General features: G+C 69.9%; 20 protein-coding genes. 14 read left to right on the forward strand and 6 right to left on the reverse strand.

Going from position 1 to position 23,972, the window contains the following annotated elements; all coding sequences use genetic code 11:
• Positions 1–94: 94 nt before the first annotated feature.
• From ASF20_RS11555 to ASF20_RS11615, 13 genes are all read left to right on the forward strand, one after another.
• Complete coding sequence (locus tag ASF20_RS11555) at positions 95–1,348, forward strand: ABC transporter substrate-binding protein (RefSeq protein WP_056274323.1); 1,254 nt, start codon at positions 95–97, stop codon at positions 1,346–1,348.
• 8 nt (positions 1,349–1,356) lie between these two features.
• Positions 1,357–2,229: a branched-chain amino acid ABC transporter permease gene (locus tag ASF20_RS11560; protein WP_056221764.1), complete on the forward strand. Its 873-nt coding sequence runs from the start codon at positions 1,357–1,359 to the stop codon at positions 2,227–2,229.
• A complete protein-coding gene (locus ASF20_RS11565; protein WP_056274327.1) occupies positions 2,226–3,317 on the forward strand; it encodes an urea ABC transporter in 1,092 nt (363 codons plus the stop codon). The genes ASF20_RS11560 and ASF20_RS11565 overlap by 4 nt, the downstream gene beginning before the upstream one ends.
• The gene (locus ASF20_RS11570) at positions 3,314–4,057 is read left to right on the forward strand and encodes an ATP-binding cassette domain-containing protein (RefSeq protein ID WP_056221390.1); all 744 of its coding nucleotides are present in this window, start codon (positions 3,314–3,316) and stop codon (positions 4,055–4,057) included. The genes ASF20_RS11565 and ASF20_RS11570 overlap by 4 nt, the downstream gene beginning before the upstream one ends.
• Positions 4,054–4,767, forward strand: a complete 714-nt coding sequence (locus ASF20_RS11575) for an ABC transporter ATP-binding protein (protein ID WP_056274330.1) — start codon at positions 4,054–4,056, stop codon at positions 4,765–4,767. The genes ASF20_RS11570 and ASF20_RS11575 overlap by 4 nt, the downstream gene beginning before the upstream one ends.
• Positions 4,768–4,807: 40 nt before the next feature.
• Positions 4,808–6,352 carry an amidase gene (locus ASF20_RS11580; RefSeq protein ID WP_056274333.1) on the forward strand — a complete coding sequence of 515 codons (1,545 nt, stop codon included), beginning with the start codon at positions 4,808–4,810 and terminating at the stop codon, positions 6,350–6,352.
• A 440-nt stretch (positions 6,353–6,792) separates the two neighbouring features.
• The gene (locus ASF20_RS11585; RefSeq protein WP_056274336.1) at positions 6,793–7,545 is read left to right on the forward strand and encodes a DeoR/GlpR family DNA-binding transcription regulator; all 753 of its coding nucleotides are present in this window, start codon (positions 6,793–6,795) and stop codon (positions 7,543–7,545) included.
• Positions 7,520–8,818, forward strand: coding sequence for a Zn-dependent hydrolase (locus ASF20_RS11590; RefSeq protein WP_056274338.1), 1,299 nt, complete (start codon positions 7,520–7,522; stop codon positions 8,816–8,818). Before ASF20_RS11585 ends, ASF20_RS11590 begins: the two co-directional genes overlap by 26 nt.
• Positions 8,815–9,777, forward strand: coding sequence for a phosphotransferase (locus ASF20_RS11595; RefSeq protein ID WP_056274341.1), 963 nt, complete (start codon positions 8,815–8,817; stop codon positions 9,775–9,777). Before ASF20_RS11590 ends, ASF20_RS11595 begins: the two co-directional genes overlap by 4 nt.
• A 28-nt stretch (positions 9,778–9,805) precedes the next feature.
• The gene (locus tag ASF20_RS11600; RefSeq protein ID WP_082501298.1) at positions 9,806–10,744 is read left to right on the forward strand and encodes a phosphotransferase; all 939 of its coding nucleotides are present in this window, start codon (positions 9,806–9,808) and stop codon (positions 10,742–10,744) included.
• A gap of 47 nt (positions 10,745–10,791) precedes the next feature.
• Positions 10,792–11,595, forward strand: a complete 804-nt coding sequence (locus ASF20_RS11605; RefSeq protein WP_056221413.1) for an inositol monophosphatase family protein — start codon at positions 10,792–10,794, stop codon at positions 11,593–11,595.
• A 404-nt stretch (positions 11,596–11,999) separates the two neighbouring features.
• A complete protein-coding gene (locus ASF20_RS11610; protein ID WP_056274348.1) occupies positions 12,000–14,081 on the forward strand; it encodes a PAS domain-containing sensor histidine kinase in 2,082 nt (693 codons plus the stop codon).
• Between the two features lie 258 nt (positions 14,082–14,339).
• The gene (locus tag ASF20_RS11615) at positions 14,340–14,603 is read left to right on the forward strand and encodes a hypothetical protein (protein WP_056274351.1); all 264 of its coding nucleotides are present in this window, start codon (positions 14,340–14,342) and stop codon (positions 14,601–14,603) included.
• A gap of 340 nt (positions 14,604–14,943) precedes the next feature.
• On the opposite strand, the gene ASF20_RS11620 is transcribed toward ASF20_RS11615, so the two are convergent.
• Entirely contained in the window at positions 14,944–15,561 is a 618-nt protein-coding gene (locus ASF20_RS11620) for a TetR/AcrR family transcriptional regulator (RefSeq protein ID WP_056274384.1), read from the reverse strand.
• Positions 15,562–15,630: 69 nt separating this feature from the next.
• Between ASF20_RS11620 and ASF20_RS11625 the strand changes: the two genes are divergently transcribed.
• The gene (locus tag ASF20_RS11625; RefSeq protein WP_056274354.1) at positions 15,631–16,551 is read left to right on the forward strand and encodes a DMT family transporter; all 921 of its coding nucleotides are present in this window, start codon (positions 15,631–15,633) and stop codon (positions 16,549–16,551) included.
• Positions 16,552–16,878: 327 nt separating this feature from the next.
• Here ASF20_RS11625 and ASF20_RS11630 read toward each other — a convergent pair whose 3' ends face one another.
• The 5 genes from ASF20_RS11630 to ASF20_RS11650 form a co-directional block, all read right to left on the reverse strand.
• Entirely contained in the window at positions 16,879–19,824 is a 2,946-nt protein-coding gene (locus tag ASF20_RS11630; protein ID WP_082501299.1) for a PAS domain S-box protein, read from the reverse strand.
• Positions 19,825–20,021: 197 nt separating this feature from the next.
• On the reverse strand, positions 20,022–20,666 hold the full coding sequence (locus tag ASF20_RS11635; protein WP_056274357.1) for an NAD(P)-binding domain-containing protein: 645 nt from the start codon (positions 20,664–20,666) through the stop codon (positions 20,022–20,024).
• A gap of 156 nt (positions 20,667–20,822) precedes the next feature.
• Positions 20,823–21,269 carry an Rrf2 family transcriptional regulator gene (locus ASF20_RS11640; protein ID WP_056274360.1) on the reverse strand — a complete coding sequence of 149 codons (447 nt, stop codon included), beginning with the start codon at positions 21,267–21,269 and terminating at the stop codon, positions 20,823–20,825.
• A gap of 127 nt (positions 21,270–21,396) precedes the next feature.
• Positions 21,397–22,449, reverse strand: coding sequence for an aliphatic amidase (locus ASF20_RS11645; protein WP_056274363.1), 1,053 nt, complete (start codon positions 22,447–22,449; stop codon positions 21,397–21,399).
• A gap of 83 nt (positions 22,450–22,532) precedes the next feature.
• Positions 22,533–23,969 (reverse strand): carbohydrate porin, encoded by a 1,437-nt coding sequence (locus tag ASF20_RS11650; protein ID WP_156648047.1) that lies wholly within the window; start codon positions 23,967–23,969, stop codon positions 22,533–22,535.
• Positions 23,970–23,972: the final 3 nt, after the last annotated feature.

Genomic DNA, 23,972 nt, shown 5'->3' on the forward strand with positions numbered 1-23,972 from the left:
GGCATTGCTTTTGCCAAGCTGGGTTTCGCGAGGCCCTGACAGCGTCCGGCGGCGGACACGGCCTCCCGCCGGCAATCCTGAGGAGCACGAACGCATGACAGACCCGACGATCAGCCGGCGCGGCGCGCTCAAGCTCGGCACGGCCGCCGCGGCGGGCGCCCTCGCGACGCCGTTCCTCGCCCGCCACGGCCTCGCCGCCGAGGAACCGATCAAGCTCGGGAGCCTCCTCGACGGCAGCGGCGCCCTCGGCCTCGAGGGCAAGCGGATGATCGAGACCACCGAATACGCGGTGGAACTGATCAACAAGGCCGGCGGCCTCCTCGGACGGCCGATCAAGATCATCGCCTACGACACCCAGTCGAGCATGCAGCTCTACACGCAGTACGCCCAGCAACTCGCACTGAAGGAGAAGGTCGACGTCATCCAGGGCGGCATCACATCGGCCTCGCGCGAGGCGATTCGGCCGATCTTCGGCCGGTCCAAGACCCTGTACTTCTACAACACCCAATACGAGGGCGGCGTCTGCGACCGCAACGTGTTCTGCACCGGCACGACGCCGGCCCAGACCGTGAATCACCTCGTCGACTATGCACTGAATACCTGGGGGAAGAAGGCCTACATCATCGCGGCCGACTACAATTACGGCCATATCACCGCGAGCTGGATGACGAAGTTCATGAAGGAGGGCGGCGGCTCGGTCGCCGGTACCGACTTCTTCCCCCTCGACGTGACGAATTTCTCCTCCGCGATCAGCCGAATCCAGCAGGCCCAGCCCGACCTCGTGCTCTCGGCCCTGGTGGGCGCCAACCATTCGGGCTTCTACCGCCAGTGGGACGCCGCCGGGATGAAGGGCCGGATTCCCGTGGCTTCCTCGGTCTTCGGGCTCGGCGACGAACTCACCACCATGGATGCTTCGACCACCACCGGCATCGTCACATGCTACGGCTGGTACAACGACCTGCCCGACGCCCGGAGCGTCGCATTCGTCAAGGGGATGCAGGCCAAGTTCGGCGCCGACGTCACCGACCTCAGCGAACTCGACACCGCCACCTACGACGGCATCATGCTCTGGGCCGCGGGGGTGAAGAAGGCCGGCTCCCTCGACCGCGACAAGGTCATTGCCGCCCTGGAATCCGGCATCTCCTACGAGGGTCCGACCGGCAAGGTGACCATGGACGGGGCGACCCACCATACCATCCGCAACACCTACCTCGCCCGGCCCAAGGACAAGAAGTGGGAGATCCTCGCGAGCTTCCCGGAACAGTTCCCCGCCGACACGGCCGGCGCCTGCGACCTCCTGAAGAATCCGAAGACCAACAAGCAGTTCACCCCCGACCTGAAGGGTTGAGGGTGAGCATGGCGCCCGATCTCGTCGGCCTCCTCGCCTTCAACGTCCTGGCGGGCATCGCGACACTTGCGCTGATCACCCTCGGCCTCGGGGTGATCTACGGAATGATGCGGATCATCAACCTCGCCCATGGCGAGTTCATGATGCTCGGCGCCTACACGGCGGTGGCAGCCTCCGATGCCGGCCTCAACATCTGGGTCGCCATGCTGGTGCTGCCGCCCCTCGTGGTCGGCCTCATCGGCCTCGTCCTCGAGCGCACCGTCATCCGCTTCCTCTACGGGCGCATGATGGACACGATGCTGGCGACCTGGGGGATCAGCCTCGGGCTGATCGGCCTCGTCACGTCGATCTACGGCAACGTGGTCCGGGGCGTGTCCACGCCGGTCGGGAGCTTCGAAATCGGGCGCTACGGCGCGAGCCTCTACAGCCTGGTCATCGTGGCGGTGGCCTGCGCGGCCCTGGCCGGCCTTTACCTGCTCCTGCGCCTGACGAGGTTCGGGCTGATCCTGCGGGCGACGATGCAGAACCCGCGCATGGCGGCCTCCCTGGGGGTTTCGCCGGACCGGATCTACATGGCGACCTTCGCCCTCGGGGCCGGCCTGGCGGGTCTCGCCGGCGGCGTGCTCGCACCGATCTCCGGCATCTCGCCGGCCATGGGGGCGGCCTACATCTCGCGCGCCTTCATCACGGTGCTGGGCGGCGGCCCGGCGATCCTTACCGGCACGGGTCTCGCCTCGACCCTGTTCGGGGTCATCAACGAGCTTGTCTCGTTCAAGACCACCCCCGTCATCGGCGACGTGGCCCTTCTGGTCGCCGCAGTCCTGCTCATCCGCGTGCTGCCCCAGGGCATCACCGGCCGCTACCTGAGGCGCAGCCTATGACCCGTCCCCCGTCGCCGCTCCGAGCCCTGGTCCGTCCGGCGGCCCTGAGCTTCCTCGCCATGGTCGCCTCGGGCCTCGTCATCCTGTTCGGAGCCCCCCACCTCCTCGACACCTTTGGCCTCGTGCAGATGACCGGCTTCGTGGCCATGGCGATGTTCGCCCTCAGCCAGGGCTTCATCTGGGGCTATGGCGGCGTGATGTCGTTCGGGCAGGCCGCCTTCCTGGGCCTCGGCGGCTACGCCTACGCCGTCGCGGTCCTGAACCTCGGTGACTCGACCCTGCCGGTTCTGCTCGCCATCGTGGTGCCGATGCTGTCCGCGGGATTGCTCGGCTACTTCATGTTCTACGGCCGAATCTCGGACGCCTATATCGGGGTGATCACCCTGACGGTCTCGGTGATCCTGTTTCAGCTCGTGAACACCACCTCGGGCAGCCAGTACCGGATCGGCGAGGCCGAACTCGGCGGCTTCAACGGCATCCCGGCCATCCCGGCCCTCAACCTGCCGGGCGATGCCGGCAACCCGCTCGACCCCGAGGGGATCTGGTATGCCGCGATGGGGAGCCTCATCCTCGTCTACGTGGTCCTGCGCGCCATCCTGGCGAGCCGGTTCGGCCGCGTGGTCGTGGCGATCCGCGAGAACGAGACCCGGGCGCAGCTCATCGGCTACGATCCGCGCCTTTACAAGCTCCTGGCCTTCATGATCTCGGCCGGCATCGCGGGCCTCGGTGGCTGCCTATTCGCGAATTGGGGCGGCTTCATCAGCCCCACGGTCTTCGGCCTCACCATGTCGGCCCAGGTGATCATCTTCGTTCTCGTCGGCGGACTCGGCACCCTGCTCGGCCCGATCCTCGGGGCGGTACTGATCCAGTGGCTGACCATCGAGGCCGGCGCCCAGAGTCTCATCGATTCCAACCTCGGCCTCGGCGCGATCCTGGTCACCTTCGTGCTGCTGATCCCGCAGGGTCTGGTGCCGGTGGCCCGCAACCTCTTCCTACGCCTCGGCACGGCGCTCATCGGCCGGCGGATGCGGGCCAAGCCCCTCGGGCCCGCCCCGGGCGCGGCCCTGGCCGGGGAGGTCCGTCGATGAGCGTGTCCCCCGCGGCGAAACCCCTCCGCCCCCTGCTGGAAGCCAAGGGCGCCACCATGCGCTTCGGCGGCGTCACCGCCGTCAACGCGGTCGACTTCGTCCTCGGGGAGGTGGAGCTGCGCTGTCTCATCGGTCCGAACGGCGCGGGAAAGAGCACCTTCTTCAAGATGCTCACCGGCCAGCTCACGGCGAGCGCCGGGCGCATCCACTTCCGCGACACCGACATCACGGCCGCGCACCCGCACGAGATCGCCCGCCTCGGGGTCGGCATCAAGACGCAGGTTCCCAACGTCTTCAACGGCCTGTCGGTGCGCGAGAACGTCTTCGTCGCGGCGGGCCGCAAGAAGTCGCTCGCCCGCACCCGCGCCATCGTCGAGGAGACGCTGACCCGCCTCAAGCTCACCGAGATCGCCACCCGCCTCGTCGGGCAGCTCGCCCACGGCCAGCGTCAATGGGTCGAGATCGCCACGGTCCTGGCCCAGGAGCCGGAGCTGATCCTCCTCGACGAGCCCGCCGCCGGGATGACGAAGGAGGAGGTCGAGCGCACCGCCGCCCTCATCCGCGAGATCAACCGCACCCATGCGGTCATCGTGGTGGAGCACGACATGCCGTTCATCCGGATGATCGCCAAGACCGTGACCGTGTTCAACCAGGGCCGCATCCTGATCGAGGGCGATGTCGACACGGTACTGTCCGACGCCCGCGTCCGCGACGTCTATCTGGGCAAGCAGGCCGCATGACCGCCCCCCTCCTCGCCGTCGACGACCTGCATTCCGGCTACGGCCGCATCCCGATCCTCGGCGGCGTGTCGCTGCAGGTGAATGAGGGCGCGTTCGTCGGCATCCTCGGCCATAACGGCATGGGCAAGTCGACCCTGCTGCGGACGCTCACCGGCAACCTGCCCGCCACGGCCGGATCGATCACCTTCGACGGGCGCGACATCACCCGGCTCTCCCCGACCGCCCGGGCCCGGGCCGGCATCGGCTACGTGCCGCAGGGGCGCGAGATCTTTCCGGCGCTCAGCGTCCACGAGAACCTGCGGATGGGCTGCCTTCTGTCGCGCGACAGGGAGGAGGCGGTGATCGCCGACATCCTCACCCTGTTCCCGCGCCTGAAGGCCTATCTCGACCGGCCGGGCGGTGCCCTCTCGGGGGGCGAACAGCAATTGCTGGCCCTGGCCCGCTGCCTCTGCGGGGCCCCCCGCATCATCCTCCTCGACGAGCCCACCGAGGGCATCCAGCCCTCGATCATCGAGGAGATCATCGAGACGCTCCGGGCGATCGGCCGGCAACGGGGCCTCGCGGTGCTGCTGGTGGAGCAGAACCTGAACTTCATCGCGTCCCTCTCGCAGCGCGTGCTGATCCTGCAGAAGGGCCGCATCACCCGCGAAGTCCCGCCCGATGTCGCCCGCGACCGGGCGATGATCGACGAGTTCGTCGGCATGGCCTGAGGGCCACACCCCCGTTTTTTCCAGTCAGGAGACGTCCGGCATGGATGCCACGACACGCAGCCCCTTCGACGTGGTCGAGATGACCCTGGCCGATGCGGCCGACGCCTTTGCCAGCGGTGTGACCTCCGAGGCGCTGACGCAGGCCTTCCTCGATCGCATCGCGGCGCACAACCCGCACTACAACGCCCTCATCGTCATGAACCCGGACGCCCTGGCCGATGCCCGCGCCATCGATGTCCGGCGCGCGGCCGGCGAGGCCCTGGGGCCGCTGGCCGGCGTGCCCGTGGTGATCAAGGACCCGATGGACATGGCCGGGCTGCCGACCACCGCCGGCTGGCACTTCCTGAGCGCCCGGACCGGCGGCGTCGACCTCATCCCGGAGACCGACTCGCCCGTGGTGGCGCGGATGCGGGCCGCCGGCTGCGTCATGCTCGGCAAGACCAACGTGCCGGTGCTGAGCGCTACCGGCAGCCACGCCAACGACAGCTGGGCCGGCCCGACCTTGAACGCGGCCGCGCCCGAGAGCCTGCCCGGCGGCAGCAGCGCCGGGACGGCGACTGCCGTCGGCGCCAGCTTCGCGGTGCTGGGCCTCGCCGAGGAAACGGGCGGGTCGATCCAGAATCCCGCTTCGGCGCAGGGGCTGGTCGGCATCAAGCCGACCTTCGCCCTGGTGCCCAATGCCGGCGTGGTGCCGCTCGCCGGCAGCACCCGCGACGTGGTCGGTCCCATCGCCCGCTGCGTACGCGACGCCGCGCTGACGCTCGACGTGCTGGCAGGCTACACCCCCGCGGATCCGAAGACCGTGGCGGGCATCGGCAAGCGCCCGCGGGGCGGCTACACCGCCCACCTCGACACCGGAGCGCTGAAGGGCAAGCGCCTCGGCCTGTTCGGCCCGGGCTGGCGAGACCTGCCGCTCTCCCCGGAGGCGGGCACGCTCTATGCCCGCGCACAGGACGAGATCGCCGCCCGCGGCGCCACGCTGGTGGCCGATCCCTTCGCCGGGACCGGCTTCGCGGCGTTGGGCCGCCCCACGCCGGGCCTGAATCACTTCGATGCCCGCGGCATGGAATCGGTCCCCTACGACCTGCACCTCTATCTGCAGCGCCTCGGCCCGAGCGCCGCCATCCGCAGCGTCGAGGCCTTCGCCGCGGCCACCGAGGCCGAGGACGCCTTCGGCCCCATCGGCGTGCTGCGCTACCTGCATGCCATCCCGGCCTTCGCGCCGATCCTCGCCAACCCGACCGTGCCACCGGATCTCTCCGCCTTCCTCACCCTGCGGGAGGCCTACCTGGCGAACTTCGACGCGGTGATGGACGCGAGCGGCCTCGACGGCCTCGTCTTCCCGCAGATGCGGAACGAACTTCCGCCCCTTCACGGCGACGAGGCGATCAACGAGACCACGGTGTGCGAGATCAACATCGCCGGATTGCCCGGCGTGACGGTCCCGGCCGGATTCTACGCCTCGGGGTCGCCGTTCAACCTGATCTTCGTCGGCCGGATGTGGAGCGAGGCCGACCTCCTCGGCTTCGCCTACGACTACGAACAGGCGACGTGTCACCGCCGCGCTCCCGACCTGGTCGGCTGAGGCTCGGACGCCGGTATCCCGCGGGCAGGACTGCCCAAGGGATCGGCAAACGGCCCCGGCAATGAGCAGTAAAGCCACAGAAACCACAAAACCCAGATTTCCCGATTGACCCACCTCGCCAGTCGCGGCGTAATCGAAACGCGGAACGTTTTCCTTGGGAATTCCGGCAGACATACGCGTCGGGCGACGTGCGGACCATGCCGGGGTGGGGGTTCGATTGCATCCGGCGATGCCGCAGGATTTCGGGAAACGACCTGTGTCTGTGGTTTTTGACCGACCGGTCACACGCGCCGACGGCGCAAGGCGAGATTCGATGCATCATTCCAGTTGCAGGACAACGCGAACGAGCATGGGATACCGGATGCCGCGTCCGCATTCCCGCGCGACCGCGGCCACAGATCACCGTTATCATCGGGTGAACGGTAGGACGGCCATCGAGCATGCTGACGGATCATCGCCACCAGGAAATCCTGTCCCGCCTCCATGGGACGGGCCGGGTCGGCGTCGCGGATGTGGCCCTCTTCCTGAAGGTGTCCGAAGAAACCATCCGCCGCGATCTGAAGATGCTGGAGGAACGCGGCCTGCTCCGGCGCATCCACGGCGGCGCGGTGCCGCCGCGCCTCGATCAGGAGCGCCCCCTGCAGGAGCGCGGCAAGCTCAACACCCGCGAGAAGGGGCGCGTGGCGGTTCTGGCCGAGACCCTGGTGCTGGACGGGATGTCGGTCTTCATCGACACGGGCACCACCACGCTCGCCCTCGCCCGGCGGCTCACCGGGCGCAATCTCACCATCACGACCAACTCGGTGGACGTGGCCCTGCATCTCGGCAGCGGCCCGGCCCGGGTCAACCTGACGCCCGGCACCCTGCGGAGCAACGACAACGCGCTGGTGGGCTACGAGACCGTGGCCTACGCCCGGCGCTACTTCTTCGACATCGCCTTCATGGGGATCGCCGCCTGCGATCTCGAGCACGGCTGGATGGATTACGAGGAGCACGAATCGGTGCTGCGCCGGACGCTGAAGGGTCAGTCGCGCAGAGCCGTCCTGCTCGCCGATTCCCGCAAGTTCGGCCGGCAGGCCAATCTCTGCACCTTCGGTCTCGGCGAGAAGCTCAGCATCGTCACCGACAAGCCGCCGCCGGAGGCGTTCCAAGACGCGTTCGCCCGGCATGAGATCGAGACCATCCATACCTGAGGCCGGCGAGGCGCGGGCCCTCGCGGACCTGCTCGACCGGTTCTCCGCCTGCGGCGCCACCCCCGGGGGCGGCGTGACCCGCCTCTGCGCAAGCCCCGCGGACGGCGCCGCCCGCGCCGTGTTCGCGGAGATGGTCCGGGCGGCCGGCGGCACCCTGCGGGTCGACGCGACGGGCAACCAGTTCGGCCTGTTTTCGCTGACGGATCAGGAAGATGCGCCCCTCGTCATGATGGGCTCGCACCTCGACAGCCAGAGCCGCGCCGGCCGCCTCGACGGTACCTACGGCGTCGCCGCCGCCCTGCGGGTGGGTGCCGGCCTGATGGCTTCCCGGCGGGCCGGAGGGCGCTTCAACGCCGATTTCTGCGCCGTGAACTGGACCAACGAGGAGGGCGCCCGCTTCCGGCCGAGCCTCCTCGGCAGCGGTACCTATGTCGGCCGACACACGGTGGCGGAGGCGCTGGCCTGCCGCGACGACGACGGCATCCGCCTGGGGGCGGCTCTGGCGGCGATCGGCCAGGCGGGCGGCGACGCACCGCCACCGCAGCCGGCCTGCTACCTCGAGATCCACGTGGAGCAGGGCACCGCGCTGGAGGAGGCCGGACGGACCATCGGCATCGTCACCCGCAACTGGGGGGCGACCAAGATCGAGGCGGCCTTCACCGGCGTCCAGGCCCATACGGGGCCCGGGCGGATGGAGCGCCGGCGCGACGCGCTGCTCGCCGCCGCCTATGCCATCGCGGACATCCGGGCGCTGGCCGATGCGTGGCCCGGCCTGCTGTATACCGCGGTGGGTCGTGTCGAGGTCGCGCCGAATTCCGCCAACGTGGTCGCCGCACACGTCGCGATCTCGGTGGAGCTCCGGTCCGCCGACGACGCCATCCTGGCCGAGGCCGGGCGCCGGGCCGACCGCCTCCTCGCCGGGGCCGCCGACCGGGCCGGCACCGGGCTGACGATCACGAGCCGGGGCGAGCGCCCGATCCGGGCGATGCCCGAGGCGGTCTGCGACCTCGTCGCCGCCTGCGCCGCGGCGCAGGGCCTCGAATCCTTGCGGATGGACACGGTGGCGGGGCACGACGCCCTGAGCTTCCTCGGGATCTGCCCGACGGGACTCGTCTTCGTGCCGAGCATCGACGGCATCGCCCACAACGAGGCCGAGGCCACCGACCCGGCCGATCTCGCGGCGGGCCTCGCCCTGATGCGGGAGGCGGCCAGGCGCCTGTGCCGCCGGGGCGGCGACCCGGTGCGGGCCGCGCAACCGGAGCCGACAGGATGATGGCCCCCGAACCGGACTTCGCGACGCGCATCGCCGACGCCCTGGCGCGCCTCCCGGGCTGGGAGGCCGGGGCGGCGCAGATCGCCCTGGCGGCGGCGCCGGTCGCCTCCCCGACCCACCGGGCGGTGGCCTCGGACTGCGCCCGGGTCCGGCGCGACGGCGCCGATCCCGTCTTCGTCAAGCGGCGCCACGCCGACATGGCCGCCGACATCCGCCCCGCCATGGCGGAGGCGACGCGCCGGGCCGGGGCCCTCGGCCTCGGCCCGGCCCTGCTGGCCCAGGGCGAGGACGTGGTCGTGCTGGCCGACCTGCCCGAGCCCTGGCGCTACGCCCGGGTCGGCGACCTGCAGGAGGCGAACACGATGGCACAGGTCCTCGGCGCCCTGCGGCGGCTGCACGGGGCGGAGCCCCTCGGCCAGAGCTTCTGCCCGTTCGGGCGGATCGCCGCCCTCGCGGCGGAGGCCCAGGCCTGCGCCGCCCCGGTGCCCGACGACTTCGCGGTGCTCCTGGCGGAGGCCGAGCTGATCCGCGCGGCGATCGCGGCGGCGGGCTTCGACCAGCGGTTCTGCCGCAACGACGGCACCGCCTCGAACCTCATGCTGCGCTTCGACGGGGGCGGCCTCGCGCCCGACGGCGTCCGCCTCGTGGATTTCGACCTCGCGGGCGATTTCGACCCCTGGTTCGAGATCGGCGCGCTCCTCAACGAGGCCTATGTCTTCGAGCCCGAGCGCCGCCAGGCCATCGAGACCTATGCCGGGCGCTGCACCGACGCCCTGCTCGCCCGCTGCCGGCTCTACGGCGCGGTGGACGACCTGATGTGGGGCCTCTGGGGGATCACCCGGGCGGTGACCTCGCGCCGGCCCGGCATCGAGTTCTTCAAGTACGGCCAGTGGCGGCTGCGGCACGCGCGCACCACGATGGCGGCGCCGGACTTCGAGCTCTGGCTGCGCCGGCTGTGACGGACCGGACGGCTGCGGGGAGGACGCGATGAGCTGGACACGGATGGGCGAGGGGCGGGGCGCCCCCGAGCAGGCCCTGGAGGCGATCCTCGCCCGGGTGCCGGCCTGGGCCGGCACGCCCCTGCGCTACCGCGCCGTCTCGGGCGGCATCAGCAACACCAACTGGCGGGTCCAGGCGGGGGAGGGGATCGACGTCTTCCTCAAGGTGCCCGGGCGCGGCACCGAGATGTTCATCGCGCGGGACGCCGCCCACGAGGCCAGCCGGCGGGCCGAGGCCTGCGGCTTCGGGGTGGCGGTGCTCGACTACCTGCCGGAGGACGGCGTCGAGATCTTCGCCTTCCTGGACGACTTCCGGGCGTCCTCGAACCTCGACTTCCTGCGCCCGGTCGTGCGCCAGAACGCGGTCCGGGCCCTGCGGGCCTTCAACGACGCCCCGGCCCTGACCCTGACCAAGACGATCTTCGACATGATCGAGGAGCATGTCGGGCAGGTGGAGGCCGTCGGCGGCCGGGTGCCGCAGGATGCGGCCTTCCTGATGCGGCGCTATGGCCAGGCCAAGGCCGCGCTCCTGGCCTCGGGCCTCGACCTCGTGCCCTGCATGAACGACACCCTGGCCGGCAACTTCATGCTCGACGGGCAGGACCAAGTCCGCCTCGTCGACTTCGAGTACGCCTCGAACAACGAGCGCGCCTACGAGCTCGCCCTGTGGTTCGACGAGATGGCGTTCCCGGCCGCGGTCGAGCGCGAGATGATCGAGGCCTATTGGGGCCGCTGGACCCCGCAGATCGACGCCCGCACCGCGGTGCTGAAGGCGCTGGGCGACCTCAAATGGGCGACCTGGGCGATGATCCAGGAGCGCGTCTCGACCCTCGACTTCGACTATTACAAGTACGGGACCTGGAAGCTCGCGCGGGCCCGGACCCTGTTCCACCATCCCGACTGGCCGCGCTGGCTGCACTTGCTGTGACCGCCGCCTTCTCGTTCCCGCGTTCCCCGTCGCCCAAGGCCGATCCCATGTTCCCGACCCTCGCCCCACCGGCGGGCTTCGACGCCACGCCCGACGGGCTGATGGCCTTCGCCCACCACCTCGCCAACAGCGTGCGCCCCCTGGCGCGCCGCCACTTCCGCACGCCGCTCGCCGTGGAGGCCAAGGCCGATGCGAGCCCCGTCACCGAGGCCGACCGCGGCATCGAGGCCCGCCTGCGGGCCGAGATCCGCCAGGCCTACCCGGCGCACGGCATCCTCGGCGAGGAAGAGGGCGGCGACTTCAGCCACGACCTGACCTGGGTGGTGGACCCCATCGACGGGACCCAGAGCTTCATTACCGGCATGCCGCTCTTCGGCACCCTGATCGCCCTGGTGCGGGGCGGGCGGCCGCTCCTCGGCCTGATCGACATGCCGGCCCTGGCCGAGCGCTGGCACGGCAACGGCAGCAGCGCCTGGTTCGGCGGCAAGCCGATCCGCACCAGCCGGCGCGCCCTCGCCGAGGCCCGGCTGTTCGCGACCTCCCCCGACCTGTTCCGGGGGGCCGACGCCGAGGCCTTCGCGGCCCTGAGCGCCGCCGTGGGCCTGCGCCGCTTCGGCGGCGACTGCTACGCCTACGGCCTCCTCGCCTCGGGCCATTGCGACCTCGTCGTCGAGGCCGGCCTCAAGGTCTACGACGTCATGGCCCTGGCCCCCGTGGTGGAGGGCGCCGGGGGCGTGATGACCGACTGGGCCGGTCGCCCGCTCACCCCGGATTTCGACGGTCGCGTCATCGCCGCCGCCAACCCGGAGCTGCACGCGGCGGCCCTGCGCCACCTGACGGGATTTGCCTGAGGGGCGGAGCTCGGAGGGTCGGCGAATCCCGGGAGCGCGCCCTCCGCCTGGTCATCGGGGGGCCGGTTGCGACCCAAGCCGGTCGCTCACATCGTTGTCGGCGCTGCCTGTAAGCAGCCGTTCGTCGCCCCGAGGGCGACTTTGGTTCGAAGCGAAAAGCAGGCACCATAGCCCGGCGGAGGAGCAATCCCTCGGCGACCACTGAAGGCGCGTGTGTCATAAGGGGGCATGGCCCCTGAAATGTCCTCCGATAAGCCGAAGCGCGCGATCACGTCTTTCGGCGACTGCGAAAATTACGACCGCACGGTCTTCGACACGCTCGATGAGAGGTGTCACCGATCCAGCAAGAAGACGTCCGGGCGCAGCCATTGCCGCTTCGTACGGCGTCCGCTGGGCATGACACGGTGAGCGACGCGACAGCGTTCCTGGCTGGGGGCGGCGAGGCCGCGCGCCTCATCCGCGAGCGCGACTGGTCTGCCCATCCTCTCGGGCAACCCGAGACGTGGCCGCAAGCTTTCAAGACCGCGCTCTCGCTGGTCCTGAACTCGCCCGAGAGCATGATCCTGGCCTGGGGGCCGGACCTGCACTTCTTCTTCAACGACACCTATTCCCGCCTGCTCGGCCCCCGGGTGGCCTGGGCCACGGGCGAGCGTTTCGACAGAGTCTGGGCGGATGCCTGGGAACAGGCCAAGCCCATCATCGAAGACGCCTTCGCCGGGCGCAGCCACCGCTTCGAGGACCTTCCGTGGACGCTCGATACCGACCGGGGGGCGGCGGAGACGTGGTTCTCCTTCTCGTATTCACGGGTGCTCGACGCCGACGGCAGGATCGCGGGCCTGTTCATCTTCACCAACGAGACCACGCAGCGAGTGCTGGCCGATGCCGCGCTGAAGGACAGCCAAGAGAGCCTGGAACGGGCACTCGGCGAGGTGCGCAGCCTGAACGCGACCTTGGAGCGGCGCGTCGAGGAGCGCACGAACGAACGAGACCTGATGTGGGACACCGCGCCCGACCTGATGCTCATCATCGACTTCGCGGGCGTCTTCCGGCGGGTCAACCCGGCATGGACCCGCCTTCTCGGCTACGAGCCGCACGAACTGGTCGGTCACCACGTCAACGAGTTCGTCCTGGCGGAGGACCACGGCGAGACGGTCGACGCCTATACCGAGGCGTCCGAGGGCGGGATGCCCCATATCGTCAACCGCTACCGGCACAAGGATGGCTCGACGCGCTGGATCTCATGGACCGCCGCCCCGGCCGGAACGCTGACCTACGCGACCGGACGTGACATCACCGAGGCCCGGGAAAGGCAGGCCGAGCTGGAGCAGGCCCAGGAGGCCCTCCGCCAATCCCAGAAGCTGGAAGCCGTCGGCCAGCTCACCGGCGGCGTCGCGCACGATTTCAACAACCTGCTGACGATCATCCGCTCGTCCGTGGACTTCCTTCGCCGACCGGACCTGCCAGAGGCGCGCAAGGATCGCTACCTGAACGCCGTCTCTGATACGGTTGAGCGCGCGGCCAAGCTGACCGGCCAGTTGCTCGCCTTCGCACGCCGGCAGGCCCTCAAGCCAGAGGTGTTCGACGTCGGCGAGAGGATGCGTGGGATCGCGGAAATGCTCGATACCGTGACGGGCGCACGCGTCCGCGTGGTCGCGGAGGTGCCCCACGCGCCATGCTTCGTCCGGGCGGATTTAAGTCAGTTCGAGACCGCACTCATCAACATGGCCGTCAACGCACGCGATGCCATGGACGCGGTAGGAACACTCACCCTGCGCCTCGGATGCCGGACAACCCTTCCCGTCATCCGCGGCCATGCCGGCTCGCGCAAAGCCTTCGCCGCGGTCTCCCTCGTCGACACGGGTTCAGGCATCCCCCCGGACCTGCTCAGCCGGATCTTCGAGCCGTTCTTCACCACCAAGGAGGTCGGCAAGGGCACCGGACTCGGCCTGTCGCAGGTATTCGGCTTTGCAAAGCAATCGGGCGGCGACATCGATGTGGCCAGCACGGTAGGGGAAGGCACAACCTTTACGCTCTACCTGCCGGAAGTCGAGCAAGAGGAGGTCCCGGCCCGTGTCCGCGGGCCCGACGGGGGCGTGACGCCTCTTGGCACGGGGCAGCGCATCCTCGTTGTCGAGGACAACATCGGGGTCGGTCAGTTCGCGACCCAGATCCTTGAGGACCTGGGTTATCGACCGACCTGGGCGGCCAACGCCGAGGAGGCGTTGGACCGATTGGGCGGCGACGGCGCCGGCTTCGACCTGGTGTTCACCGACGTGGTGATGCCAGGCATGGGTGGCGTAGAGCTCGCCAAGGCACTGCAGCGGCGGATACCGCACCTGCCGGTGGTCCTGGCATCCGGCTACAGCCACGTGCTGGTGCAGGAGGGCACGTACGGGTTCGAGCTACTGCAGAAACCGTATTCGGCGGTGCAACTGGGCGACGTCCTGCACCGGCTCCTCGGCTTCCGTGCGAGGGGTTCGGTCTAATCAGGCCCGGCCTCAACTTGGTCGGTGCGTTCGAAACCCCACGATGTCCGCTTAGATGCACTTGCCGTCCGAAAGCAGACCGGCGGAAAGCCATCCATTGCAGACGGCAGCCGCAATGTTCCAATAGGTGTTGCTCGATGGAACGGATCCGCTTGAACAGGGCTGCCGAAAACCTGTGATGGAAGTTCACTTTGGCACTTCCCTAATAAACCTTCGTTGAGTTTCGCATCGGACAATGACGGCGCTTGGAGTCATACGATGCCCTCAAACTGGAAAGTTTTCTGGTTTTATCCAATCGCCTTTGCATCTCAGATGCTCGTCAGGGCTTGCTATGGGAAAATCTACGCTGTTGAAACCGAATTCCTCTTGCTTGCGATAGGCTGGGTCCTGGTCTTCTTCACGTCCATCTGGCTCGATCGTCTTTTCGGGCGCGTTTCCACAGGCGAGATGGCTAAGGAGAAAGAAGTCATCCGCCGGTTTATCGAAGGCGACAGGGCCGGCACGCGCCGACGCGAGCTTTGAACCCGACGCATCAGGTCCGTACCCCCTCCTCAACGGCCGTTCACACGGTCACCCGCCGCAGCCGGATGCCGAGCACCGGCGCGTCACCCGTGATCGCCCAGTCCGCGATCCGCCGGCAGAGTGGACCACGCAGCCCGCGCCACCTGACGGGATTTGCCTGAAGCGCGCGGCGCAGCGGAAGGTCGGCGAAGGGTCGGCGGATTCCGGGAGCGCCCGCCTCCGCTGGACCATCGGGGGCAGGTTGCGACCCGGGGAAGCCGCAGAGACAGCCGCCGGCGCTTCCCGGACGCGGTCGTTCATGGGCTTTCGGCCAGTCCGGCGCGGGGCGGAAAGCGGACCCTCATGGAAGGGACGGGCGCGAGCCGAGGGCATCGAGAAGGCTGCGGAGGCCATCCAGTGCCGCAGCCGCGGAAGCTTCGCCGAACTGCGCGTTCACAGCCGCTCCGTCCAGGGCCAGAGTGGCGGCCCAGGCGATCTCGGCGCGACCCCTCGCGGTCGGGGGCAACAGCGCCGCAATCGCATCCCGCACCTCGTGCTTGTGCTGCGCCGCGATGCCGGCGAGTGGCAAGGCGGCCTCCCCCGCCTCCGCGACCGTGTTGGCGAAGGCGCACCCCCGGAAGTCGGCGAGGCCGAACCACGCTCGCGCGGCGTCGAGCACGGGCACCAGCGGTGCCTCCCTGCGCTCTTCCTCCGGCTGGGCGGCGCGGGCGGACGAGAGCGCCGCGCGGAACCAAGCCATCCAGGCCACGTGCCGCCGCTCCAGATAAGCCCGGATCAAGACGTCCTTGGAGGGGAAGTGCCGATAAAAGGTCACCTTCGTCACCCCCGCCTCCGCGATGATCCGGTCGATGCCGGTGGCGCGGATGCCTTGTCTGTAGAAGAGATCCTGTGCCGTCCGCAGGATGCGATCCCGGGCCGGGATGGGAGCGGATGCCGCGGTGCCTGGGTCTGATGTCATCCCGACCATGTAGACAGGCCGTCCCATGTGAGACAGTGTAGACAGACCTGTCTACATGAGGCCGCCGCGATGCCCGCACCCACTGCCGCTCTCCCCGCCCAAAAGCGGGATTCGGCCTCTGCCCTCTCCACCATCGGCCTCTTCGCCTTCGTGGTCCTGGCCTGGAGCCTCAACTGGGTCGTCATGAAGCTGGCGGTACGGGAGGTCACGCCGCTCTGGGCAGTCGCCATCCGCACTGCGCTGGCCGCTCTCGTCCTGTTCCCATCCCTGTTTGCGGCCCGACAGCTTGTCTTGCCGTCCCGGGCCGACCTGCCGGTCATCCTCGTGATCGCGCTCTTTCACATGGTCGCCTTCGCGAGCCTCATGACGGCGGGGCTCGTCTTCGTTCCGGCGAGCCGCGCCATCGTGCTGGGCTACACCACCCCGCTCTGGGTCGCGCCCGCCGCCTTCTTCTTCCTCGGCGAGCGCGTGTCCGCGCGGCAAGTCGCCGGCATCGCGGTCGGCATCGCCGGCCTGCTGGTGCTCTTCGAGCCGGGCAGCTTCGCGTGGGGGGACGCGGCGGTCCTTTTCGGGAACGGCTTGGTGATCGTGGCCGCGCTCTGCTGGTCGGTCAGCATCGTCTACACCCGGGCCCATCGCTGGGAGGCGACGCCGCTCCAGCTCATGCCCTGGCAATGCCTGCTCGCGACCATCGTCCTTGTGATCCTGGCGCTCACGGTCGAGGGTGCACCGCCGACGCGGATCGGGACGCCCGCGCTGCTGGCGCTCACCTACAACGGCGTCATCGGAACAGCGCTCGGGTTCTGGGCCATGACGGTCGTGAACCGGCGCGTGCCGGCGACCACCGCATCTCTCGGTGTTCTTGCGACGCCTGCCGTGGGGATCGGTCTGTCGGCTGTCATCCTGGCCGAAGGGCTGGATCCGCGGCTCGTCGTCGCGGCGCTCACCATCCTGGTCGGAATCGCGCTCGGTGCGAAAGGACGGGGATGAACCGGCGATTCCCGTTTTGGTGGGGGGGACTCACTCAGCCGCCTGCGATGACACCGGCAACGCGGGCGACGGCGGCCGGATCGTTGCCGTCCGGGCAGTTACAGCCGGTTGCGACGCGCCGCGAGTTCGGGAGACGGCCGAACAGGCGTTGGACCCGGACGGGGCCCGCGGCAGCGATCTCGGCGGGCCGTCGCTCTCCGGTGTGGGAAGGGGTCGGGGTGAGGGGCGTGGCCCATCCGACGCGGTCCCGCACTTCACCCTGTCCCTCTCCCTCCCGGAGGGGACCCGCGCGTGCGAAGCGCCCGAGGAATCAACCGGCGAGGGTTATCACGCGGTGCCCTCGATCAGGCCGCGGATGCGGGTGGCCAGGGCCTCGAGCGCGAAGGGCTTGACCAGCACCTGCATGCCGGGGGCGAGGTGGCCGTGGTTGAGGGCGGCGTTCTCGGCATAGCCGGTGATGAACAGCACCTTCAGGCCCGGGCGGGACACCAGGGCCGCCTCCGCCATCTGGCGGCCGTTCATGCCGCCGGGCAGGCCGACATCGGTGACGAGGAGGTCGATGCGCACATCGGATTGCAGCACCTTGAGGCCCGAGGCACCGTCGGCCGCCTCGATGGCGGCGTAGCCGAGATCCTCCAGCACCTCGGTCACCAGCATCCGGACGGTGGGCTCGTCGTCCACCACCAGCACCGTCTCGCCGACCTTGGCCCGGGCCGCCTCCGACAGGTCCGGCACCGTCTCCACCCCCTCCGCCGCGCCGAGATGGCGCGGCAGGTAGATGCACACCATCGTGCCCGCGCCGGGCTCGGAGTAGATCCGCACCTGGCCGCCCGACTGCTTGGCGAAGCCGTAGATCATCGACAGGCCGAGGCCGGTGCCCTCGCCGAGGGGCTTCGTGGTGAAGAACGGGTCGAAGGCCTTGGCGGCGACGTCGGGCGTCATGCCGGTCCCGTTGTCCGAGACGCAGAGGGCGACGTACTGGCCCGGCTCCAGGTCGCGCTCGCGCGCCGCGCGGGCATCGAGCCAGCGGTTGCCGGTCTCGACCACGATGCGGCCGCCGTCCGGCATGGCGTCGCGGGCGTTGATGCAGAGGTTCAGGAGGGCGTTCTCGAGCTGGCTCGGGTCCACGAGGGTCGGCCACAGGCCGGCCGCGCCCACCACCTCGACCGATACCGCCGGCCCGACCGTGCGGCGCACCAGCTCCGCCATGCCCTCGACGAGGCGGTTCACGTCGGTGGGTTTCGGGGCCAGGGTCTGGCGGCGCGAGAAGGCGAGGAGGCGGTGCGTCAGGGCGGCGGCCCGGCGCGCCGCCCCCTGCGCGGCGCCGATGTAGCGCTCCAGGTCGCCGACCCGGCCCTGCAGCATGCGGGTCTGCATCAGCTCGAGGGACCCGACGATGCCCGCCAGCATGTTGTTGAAGTCGTGGGCGAGGCCGCCCGTGAGCTGGCCCACCGCCTCCATCTTCTGCGACTGGCGCAGGGCCTCCTCGGCCCGCATCAGCTCGGCCGTGCGCTCGGCGACCCGCTGCTCCAGGGTCTCGTTGAGGCTGCGCAGCTGCTCGGTGACCCGCGCCCGCTCGGCCTCGCCGGCCCGGCGCTCCTCCACGTCGATGAGCACGCCGGGAAAGCGCAGCGGGGTGCCGTCGGGGCCGTGGTCGACGCGGCCGTTCGCCTCGAGCCAGTAGTAGCGGCCGTCCACCCGCCGGGTGCGGTACTGGTGCGCGTAGGCGCCGCCCCGGGCGATGGCGGCCTCGATGGCCTCGGCGAGGCCGGCGCGGTCGTCCGGGTGCACAGTCTCCACCACCTGGGCGAGGCTCAGGCCCTCGCGCCCGGCGGCGGGATCGAGGCCGAAGCTGCGGGCGAAGGCCTCGTCGACGCTGAAGCGGTCGGTGGGCAGGTCCCAGAGCCAGGTGCCGATGATCGCCCCGGCGGCCAGGGCGAGCTGCACCCGCTCGATGTTCTCCCGGGCCAGGGCCTCGCTGGCGCGCAGGGCGTCCTCCGCCCGGCGGCGGGCCGAGATGTCCCGGAACAGCACCGAGACCTGGCGCCGGCTCGCCGGTTCGATCCGGGCGGCGGAGACCTCGATGTGCCGGCCGGCCAGGGGAAAGGCGCGCTCGAACCGGATCGCGGTGCCGGTGCGCAGGACGCCGCCGTAGAGCTCGAGCCAGCCCTCGGCCTCCGCCGGCGCGAGGTCGCGCAGGGTGCGGCCGACGATGTCCGGGATGCCGGTGTGGCGCTCGTAGCCGGCATTGGCCTCGACGTGGACGTAGTCGCTCAAGGGGCCGTGCGGCCCGTCGAAGAACTCGATGATGCAGAAACCGTCGTCGACGGCCTCGAACAGGGCGCGGTAGCGCGCCTCGCTGGTGGCCAGGGCGTCGCGGGCGGAGCGCGCCTCGGTGACGTCCCGGGCGACGCCGGAGAACCGAAGCGGGCGCCCCGCGGCATCGCGCTCGATCTCGCCCCGGCGGGCGATCCAGCGGCGTTCGCCGGTGTCGGGCCGGCGAATGCGGTACTCGACGTCCCGGGGCGGCTCGCCCCGCCGGCGGCTCTCCGCCGTGGAGACGAGGTGCGAGTCGTCCGGAATGACCAGGCGCTCGAAGACCGAGGCCGGATAGGTCGCGGCCACGGGCAGCCCGTAGAGGCGGCAGAATTCCGGGGTCGGGTGCAGGATGCCGTCGTCGATGCCCACCGAGAACACGCCGATGCCGCCGGCCTCCTGGGCGCGGCGCAGGCGCATCTCCGCGTTCTGTAGGGCGTCCCCGGCCCGGTGCTCCGCGGTGCGGTCGCTCACGACCTTGACGTAGCCGATGTGCCGGCCGTCGCCGTCCCGCAGGGGCATCATCTCGCCCGAGGCCCAGAAGCGCGTGCCGTCGGCGCGCAGGTGCCAGCGCTCGTCCTCGGCGCGGCCCTGCTCCAGGGCGAGGCGCATCTCGATCCCGGGCCGGTCGATCGCGCGATCCTCGGGGGTGAACAGGCAGGCGACGCCGCGGCCACGGATGGCGGCGGCGGGCCAGCCGAAGAGGCGGGCGGCGCCGGCATTCCAGTCGGTCACCACCCCGTCGCGATCCGTGCCCAGGATGGCGAAGCGGGTCGTGCTGTCGAGGATCGCCTGCCGGTGTGGGATCGGGTCGGCCTCCGGCCCATCCGGCCCGGCCTCATCCGGCCCGATGCCCGGCCCTTCGGCGGAGCGGCGGGCCTCGGCCCGCAGGCGCGCGGCCTCCCGCTCCAGCTCCGCGGCGCGGCGCAGGCGCGCGTCGGTCTCGGGCTGGCTCATGCCGGGACGTCCTCCTTCCGGGGTATCGATCAGGGGCGACGGGTCTCGGCAAGGGCGGTAGAGGCGCCGCCCGCCCGGGTCAAACGGCGGCGGCGCGGCCCCGCGGCGCAGAACGGCGAGAGCCGGCCCCGCGGCAACGGAACCGGCCCTCGATCCGGGCTTCGCGGTCCAGCCCGAATCGTAGGCGGGACCGCCGGTCAGACCTTGACGAAGTTGATGGCCGCGAGGGGGCCGAAGGGCAGTTCCGCCAGCGGGCCGCCGGTGTCGAGGGCGCCGAGGTCGACGGGGAAGAACCGCATGGCCTCAATCAGCGCGCGGATCTCGGCCTTCGCGGCCGCATCGTCGCCGGAATAGAACAGCACGCGCTGACCGCCGGAGAGTTGGGGCTGGGGCAGGGCGTTGACGTCGAGGTGATTGAAGGCCTTGACCACGCGTGCGCCGGGGACGAGGGCACGGATCAGGCTGCTCGACGCGCGGCCGCCGAGATCAACGGCCTTGATACCGTAGGCGGCCAGCGGGTTGGCCGGATCGTTCGCGGCGGGCGAATTCGGGTCGAGGAACTCGACCGGGTTGGTGCCATCGACCACGATGCGGTTGTTCCAGGCCGGCAGGCGGCTCAGCACCGTCTCGGTGTCGGTCCAGCGCAGCGCGACGAAGACGATGTCGGCGCTGGCCGCCTCCACGACGGTGCCCGCCGTGATCGAGGGACCGAGTTCCGCGACGAGGGCCGCCAGCGAGGCCGCCCCCCGACTGTTCGCCACCGTGGCGGCGATGCCGTTGCGAGCCAGTGCCCGCGCCAAGTTCGAGCCGAGGCCGCCGGAACCAAGGATACCGATGCTCATGGTGTCGCTCCTGTCATGAAGGGGGTTGCTGCCGGGGGCTTTGCGTCTTCGAGCCGTCCGCGCCCCGGTGGCGAACAATCCGCATTCAATGCCGGCCGCATCCAGCTCGAATGTTGTTATGTCGACGACGCGATTACACTTTAGGGTAAAAAACGATCACCAGGAGAGGGGGATCGTGAACTTGCCGAGGCGCGCCACCTCGGCGGCGATGTCGGCGATGGTGACGGTCGCCAACTCGTCCTCCAGGGCCTGCCGGGCTCGCCCGAGGATCGGGCTGAGGGCGGCCTGGATCTGTCCGCCGACCGCGCAGGCCTCGCAGGGCGGGGTCCGGTGCAGGGTGAACAGCGCCGTATCCTCCACCGCGCCGTAGACGTCGAGGAGGCGGATGCGTTCGGCCGGTCGGGCCAGCAGCGCGCCGCCGCCCGCCCCCATCTGCGAACGGGTCAGCCCCGCCTCGCCGAGGCGGGACAGAAGCCCCCGGATCACCACCGCGCCCGTGTTGACGGAATAGGCGAGATCCTCGGACCGGAGCGGCTTGCCGCCGCTCACCGCCAGGGCGGCGAGGATGTGGACGGCGACGGCGAAGCGGGTGGTGGTGGGCATAATCGATTTCGCTTGTGTGTCGACGACAATACGACACATCTCGCGCCTGTCAACCGGGTTCCCGCGCATCGTCGCGCCGTCGCTGGCCGAGGCCCCTCGAGGCCTCACACGGGTGAGGGGCGCCGGATCAAGCCGGGTCGGGCGGGCCCTCGCCCTTGCCCACGAAGGGGATGCCCTCGATCGGGCATTCCGGGGTGCCGACGCTCGGCCGGGTGATCGCCCGCACGGCCTCGCGGGTGGCATCGGGGTCCTCGATCCAGCGGCGGTAGAAGTCGTAGGGGCATTCCGACAGGCCGTGCCGGTTCTCCTTCGAGGCGATCATGCCGGTGTAGCCGCGATGCAGCAGCTTGAAGAGGTGGTTCTCCGATTGCCCGTGGGCGCGGGCATCGCGGATCAGGAACTTCGACAGGGCGGCGTACTGGATGCCCATCTCCTCCTCGCCGCACTCGCCCAGCGTCCGCCCGTCGAAGCCGATGATCGCCGAGTGGCCGAAGTAGCTGTAGACTCCGTCGAAGCCGGCGGCGTTGGCCACCGCCACGTAGGTGTTGTTGGCGAACGCCATCGCCTTCGACATCAGGACCTGCTGCTCTTTCGCCGGATACATGTAGCCCTGGCAGCGGACGATGAGCTCGGCGCCCCGCATGGCGCAGTCGCGCCAGATCTCCGGGTAGTTGCCGTCGTCGCAGATGATGAGGCTGATCTTGAGGCCCTTGGGGCCGTCGGAGACGTAGGTCCGGTCGCCCGGATACCAGCCCTCGATCGGCGTCCAGGGCATGATCTTGCGATACTTCTGCACGATCTCGCCCTGGTCGTTCATCAGAATGAGGGTGTTGTAGGGCGCCTTGTTCGGGTGCTCCTCGTGGCGCTCGCCCGTGAGGGAGAACACGCCCCAGACCTTCGCCTTGCGGCAGGCGGCGGCGAAGATGTCGGTCTCCGGCCCCGGGACCGTGGTGGCGGTCTCGTACATCTCGGCCGCGTCGTACATGATCCCGTGGGTCGAGTATTCGGGGAAGATCACCAGGTCCATGCCGGGCAGGCCGGACTTCATGCCGACCACCATGTCGGCGATCTTGGCGGCGTTCTCCAGGACCTCGTCCCGCGTGTGCAGGCGGGGCATCCTGTAGTTCACGACGGCGACGCCGACGCTGTCCTGGCTCGACGAAATGTCTCCGTGCATCATGGCGCGATCCTCCGGTTTCGAGACGTGGCGCGTGCCGCGGTGTTTGGCGGCACGCGTGGGGGGAGACGGGGTCCCCCGGGCCCCTAGCCCGGCGCGAGGCCGAGGAGGGTTCCGAGGGGAACCACGAGGGTGAAGCCGCCATAGACGCCGTCCTTCGGCCGCCGGGCGGTGTAGGGGTTCCAGAACGAGTTCGGATTGACGACGTACTGGACCACGGGCTCGAGGATCACGCCGGCCCCGACGTCGATGTGGGCGTTGGCCTCGAAGATGAACTTGTCCCGCGAGAACGGCGCGCCCGAGCCGCCCGAGATGAAGTTCGCATCCGCCAGGAAGTCGGCGTAGTTGGCGTTGATCCGCTGCCAGTTGGCCTTCAGACCGTAGGTGTCGTTGGGCCGGGACTGGTCGGGCGACTGCAGAAGGATTCCGGCGAAGGAATTGAACCGGATCGGGATCGTCGGGTCGAAGGCGTAGCCGGTGCCGGTATAGACCGAGACCGAGGCCGGGTGCGGGTTGGCGGCCTCCGCGCCCCCGTCGGCCCGCCAGACCGTCTGCGAGGCGGTCAGCACCACGCCGGAGGTGCCGGATTTCTGCAGGGCCGGATCGCCGGGGAACAGACCCTTGGAGCGGCCGAGCGCCGTCTTGAAGTTATCCTCGTGATCGGCGGTGTTGTAGAAGCCGGTGAGCGAGACGCGCCCCGGATAGGCCTCCTGGGAGAAGTCGGTCTTGCGGCCGATCTCGGTCATCACCACCGCGCCGGCCAGGCGCTCGTAGCCGAAATCATAGCCCGACAGCCCGTTGGTGTTGGGGTTCACGCTGAAAGCGCCGGCCTGGACGTAGGTGGTCGGCGAGAGCTTGTAGGCGACGTTGGCGCCCCAGACCCCGTAGAGCGGCGAGGTGAAGCCGGCGTTGAAGTAGAACATGTCCTGGAAGCAGGAATTGATCGAGTTGCACGGTGGAAGGCCGTAGTACCGGTCCGGATGGGTGCGGCCGACCTCGACCACGAGGCGGTCGTCGAGCAGCTTCTGCTGGTAGGTGAACAGCGACAGCCGGGCGAAGTTGGGGTTGAACGGCGGCTGGTAGCCCACCGTGGTGTCGCCGATGTCGGCGGCCATGTTGAGGTTGCGCACCAGGCCGAAGAAGGTCTGGGTGAAGTTGATCGTCCCGCCCGAGATGCCGGCGATCTTCTGCATGTCGGCCGTCATCGACAGGACGAAATAGGCCGAGTTCGACTGCTCGCCGGGCCGCAGACCCATGGTCGGGTTGGCCTGGTAGAAGTCGTAGACGTTGACGTCGAAGGTCAGGCCGCGGGCCGCCATCTCGGTGGCCCAGGGCGCGAGCGGGCCGACCCGGACCGGGTCCTTCGGCTTGTCGGCGATGGCCGGGTCGGTGCGCGGCTGCGTCTGGTCGTTGAACTGGCCCACCGGCGAGGCCGTCTGCGCCAGGGCCGGCCCATCCACCAGGACGCCGGCGGACGCGACCGCCGCCGACAGGAGCGCGCCCCGGGCCGCCCCCCATCCCATCCG

Source organism: Methylobacterium sp. Leaf88, assembly GCF_001422795.1.
In the GTDB taxonomy this organism is placed as follows: domain Bacteria; phylum Pseudomonadota; class Alphaproteobacteria; order Rhizobiales; family Beijerinckiaceae; genus Methylobacterium.

Bases quoted from the DNA above. Each gene is read 5' to 3' on its own strand.
- ASF20_RS11555 (WP_056274323.1), top strand. From the start codon at position 95: ATGACAGACCCGACGATCAGCCGGCGCGGCGCGCTCAAGCTCGGCACG.
- ASF20_RS11560 (WP_056221764.1), top strand. From the start codon at position 1,357: ATGGCGCCCGATCTCGTCGGCCTCCTCGCCTTCAACGTCCTGGCGGGC.
- ASF20_RS11565 (WP_056274327.1), top strand. From the start codon at position 2,226: ATGACCCGTCCCCCGTCGCCGCTCCGAGCCCTGGTCCGTCCGGCGGCC.
- ASF20_RS11570 (WP_056221390.1), top strand. From the start codon at position 3,314: ATGAGCGTGTCCCCCGCGGCGAAACCCCTCCGCCCCCTGCTGGAAGCC.
- ASF20_RS11575 (WP_056274330.1), top strand. From the start codon at position 4,054: ATGACCGCCCCCCTCCTCGCCGTCGACGACCTGCATTCCGGCTACGGC.
- ASF20_RS11580 (WP_056274333.1), top strand. From the start codon at position 4,808: ATGGATGCCACGACACGCAGCCCCTTCGACGTGGTCGAGATGACCCTG.
- ASF20_RS11585 (WP_056274336.1), top strand. From the start codon at position 6,793: ATGCTGACGGATCATCGCCACCAGGAAATCCTGTCCCGCCTCCATGGG.
- ASF20_RS11590 (WP_056274338.1), top strand. From the start codon at position 7,520: ATGAGATCGAGACCATCCATACCTGAGGCCGGCGAGGCGCGGGCCCTC.
- ASF20_RS11595 (WP_056274341.1), top strand. From the start codon at position 8,815: ATGATGGCCCCCGAACCGGACTTCGCGACGCGCATCGCCGACGCCCTG.
- ASF20_RS11600 (WP_082501298.1), top strand. From the start codon at position 9,806: ATGAGCTGGACACGGATGGGCGAGGGGCGGGGCGCCCCCGAGCAGGCC.
- ASF20_RS11605 (WP_056221413.1), top strand. From the start codon at position 10,792: ATGTTCCCGACCCTCGCCCCACCGGCGGGCTTCGACGCCACGCCCGAC.
- ASF20_RS11615 (WP_056274351.1), top strand. From the start codon at position 14,340: ATGCCCTCAAACTGGAAAGTTTTCTGGTTTTATCCAATCGCCTTTGCA.
- ASF20_RS11620 (WP_056274384.1), bottom strand. From the start codon at position 15,561: ATGACATCAGACCCAGGCACCGCGGCATCCGCTCCCATCCCGGCCCGG.
- ASF20_RS11625 (WP_056274354.1), top strand. From the start codon at position 15,631: ATGCCCGCACCCACTGCCGCTCTCCCCGCCCAAAAGCGGGATTCGGCC.
- ASF20_RS11630 (WP_082501299.1), bottom strand. From the start codon at position 19,824: ATGAGCCAGCCCGAGACCGACGCGCGCCTGCGCCGCGCCGCGGAGCTG.
- ASF20_RS11635 (WP_056274357.1), bottom strand. From the start codon at position 20,666: ATGAGCATCGGTATCCTTGGTTCCGGCGGCCTCGGCTCGAACTTGGCG.
- ASF20_RS11640 (WP_056274360.1), bottom strand. From the start codon at position 21,269: ATGCCCACCACCACCCGCTTCGCCGTCGCCGTCCACATCCTCGCCGCC.
- ASF20_RS11645 (WP_056274363.1), bottom strand. From the start codon at position 22,449: ATGATGCACGGAGACATTTCGTCGAGCCAGGACAGCGTCGGCGTCGCC.
- ASF20_RS11650 (WP_156648047.1), bottom strand. From the start codon at position 23,969: ATGGGATGGGGGGCGGCCCGGGGCGCGCTCCTGTCGGCGGCGGTCGCG.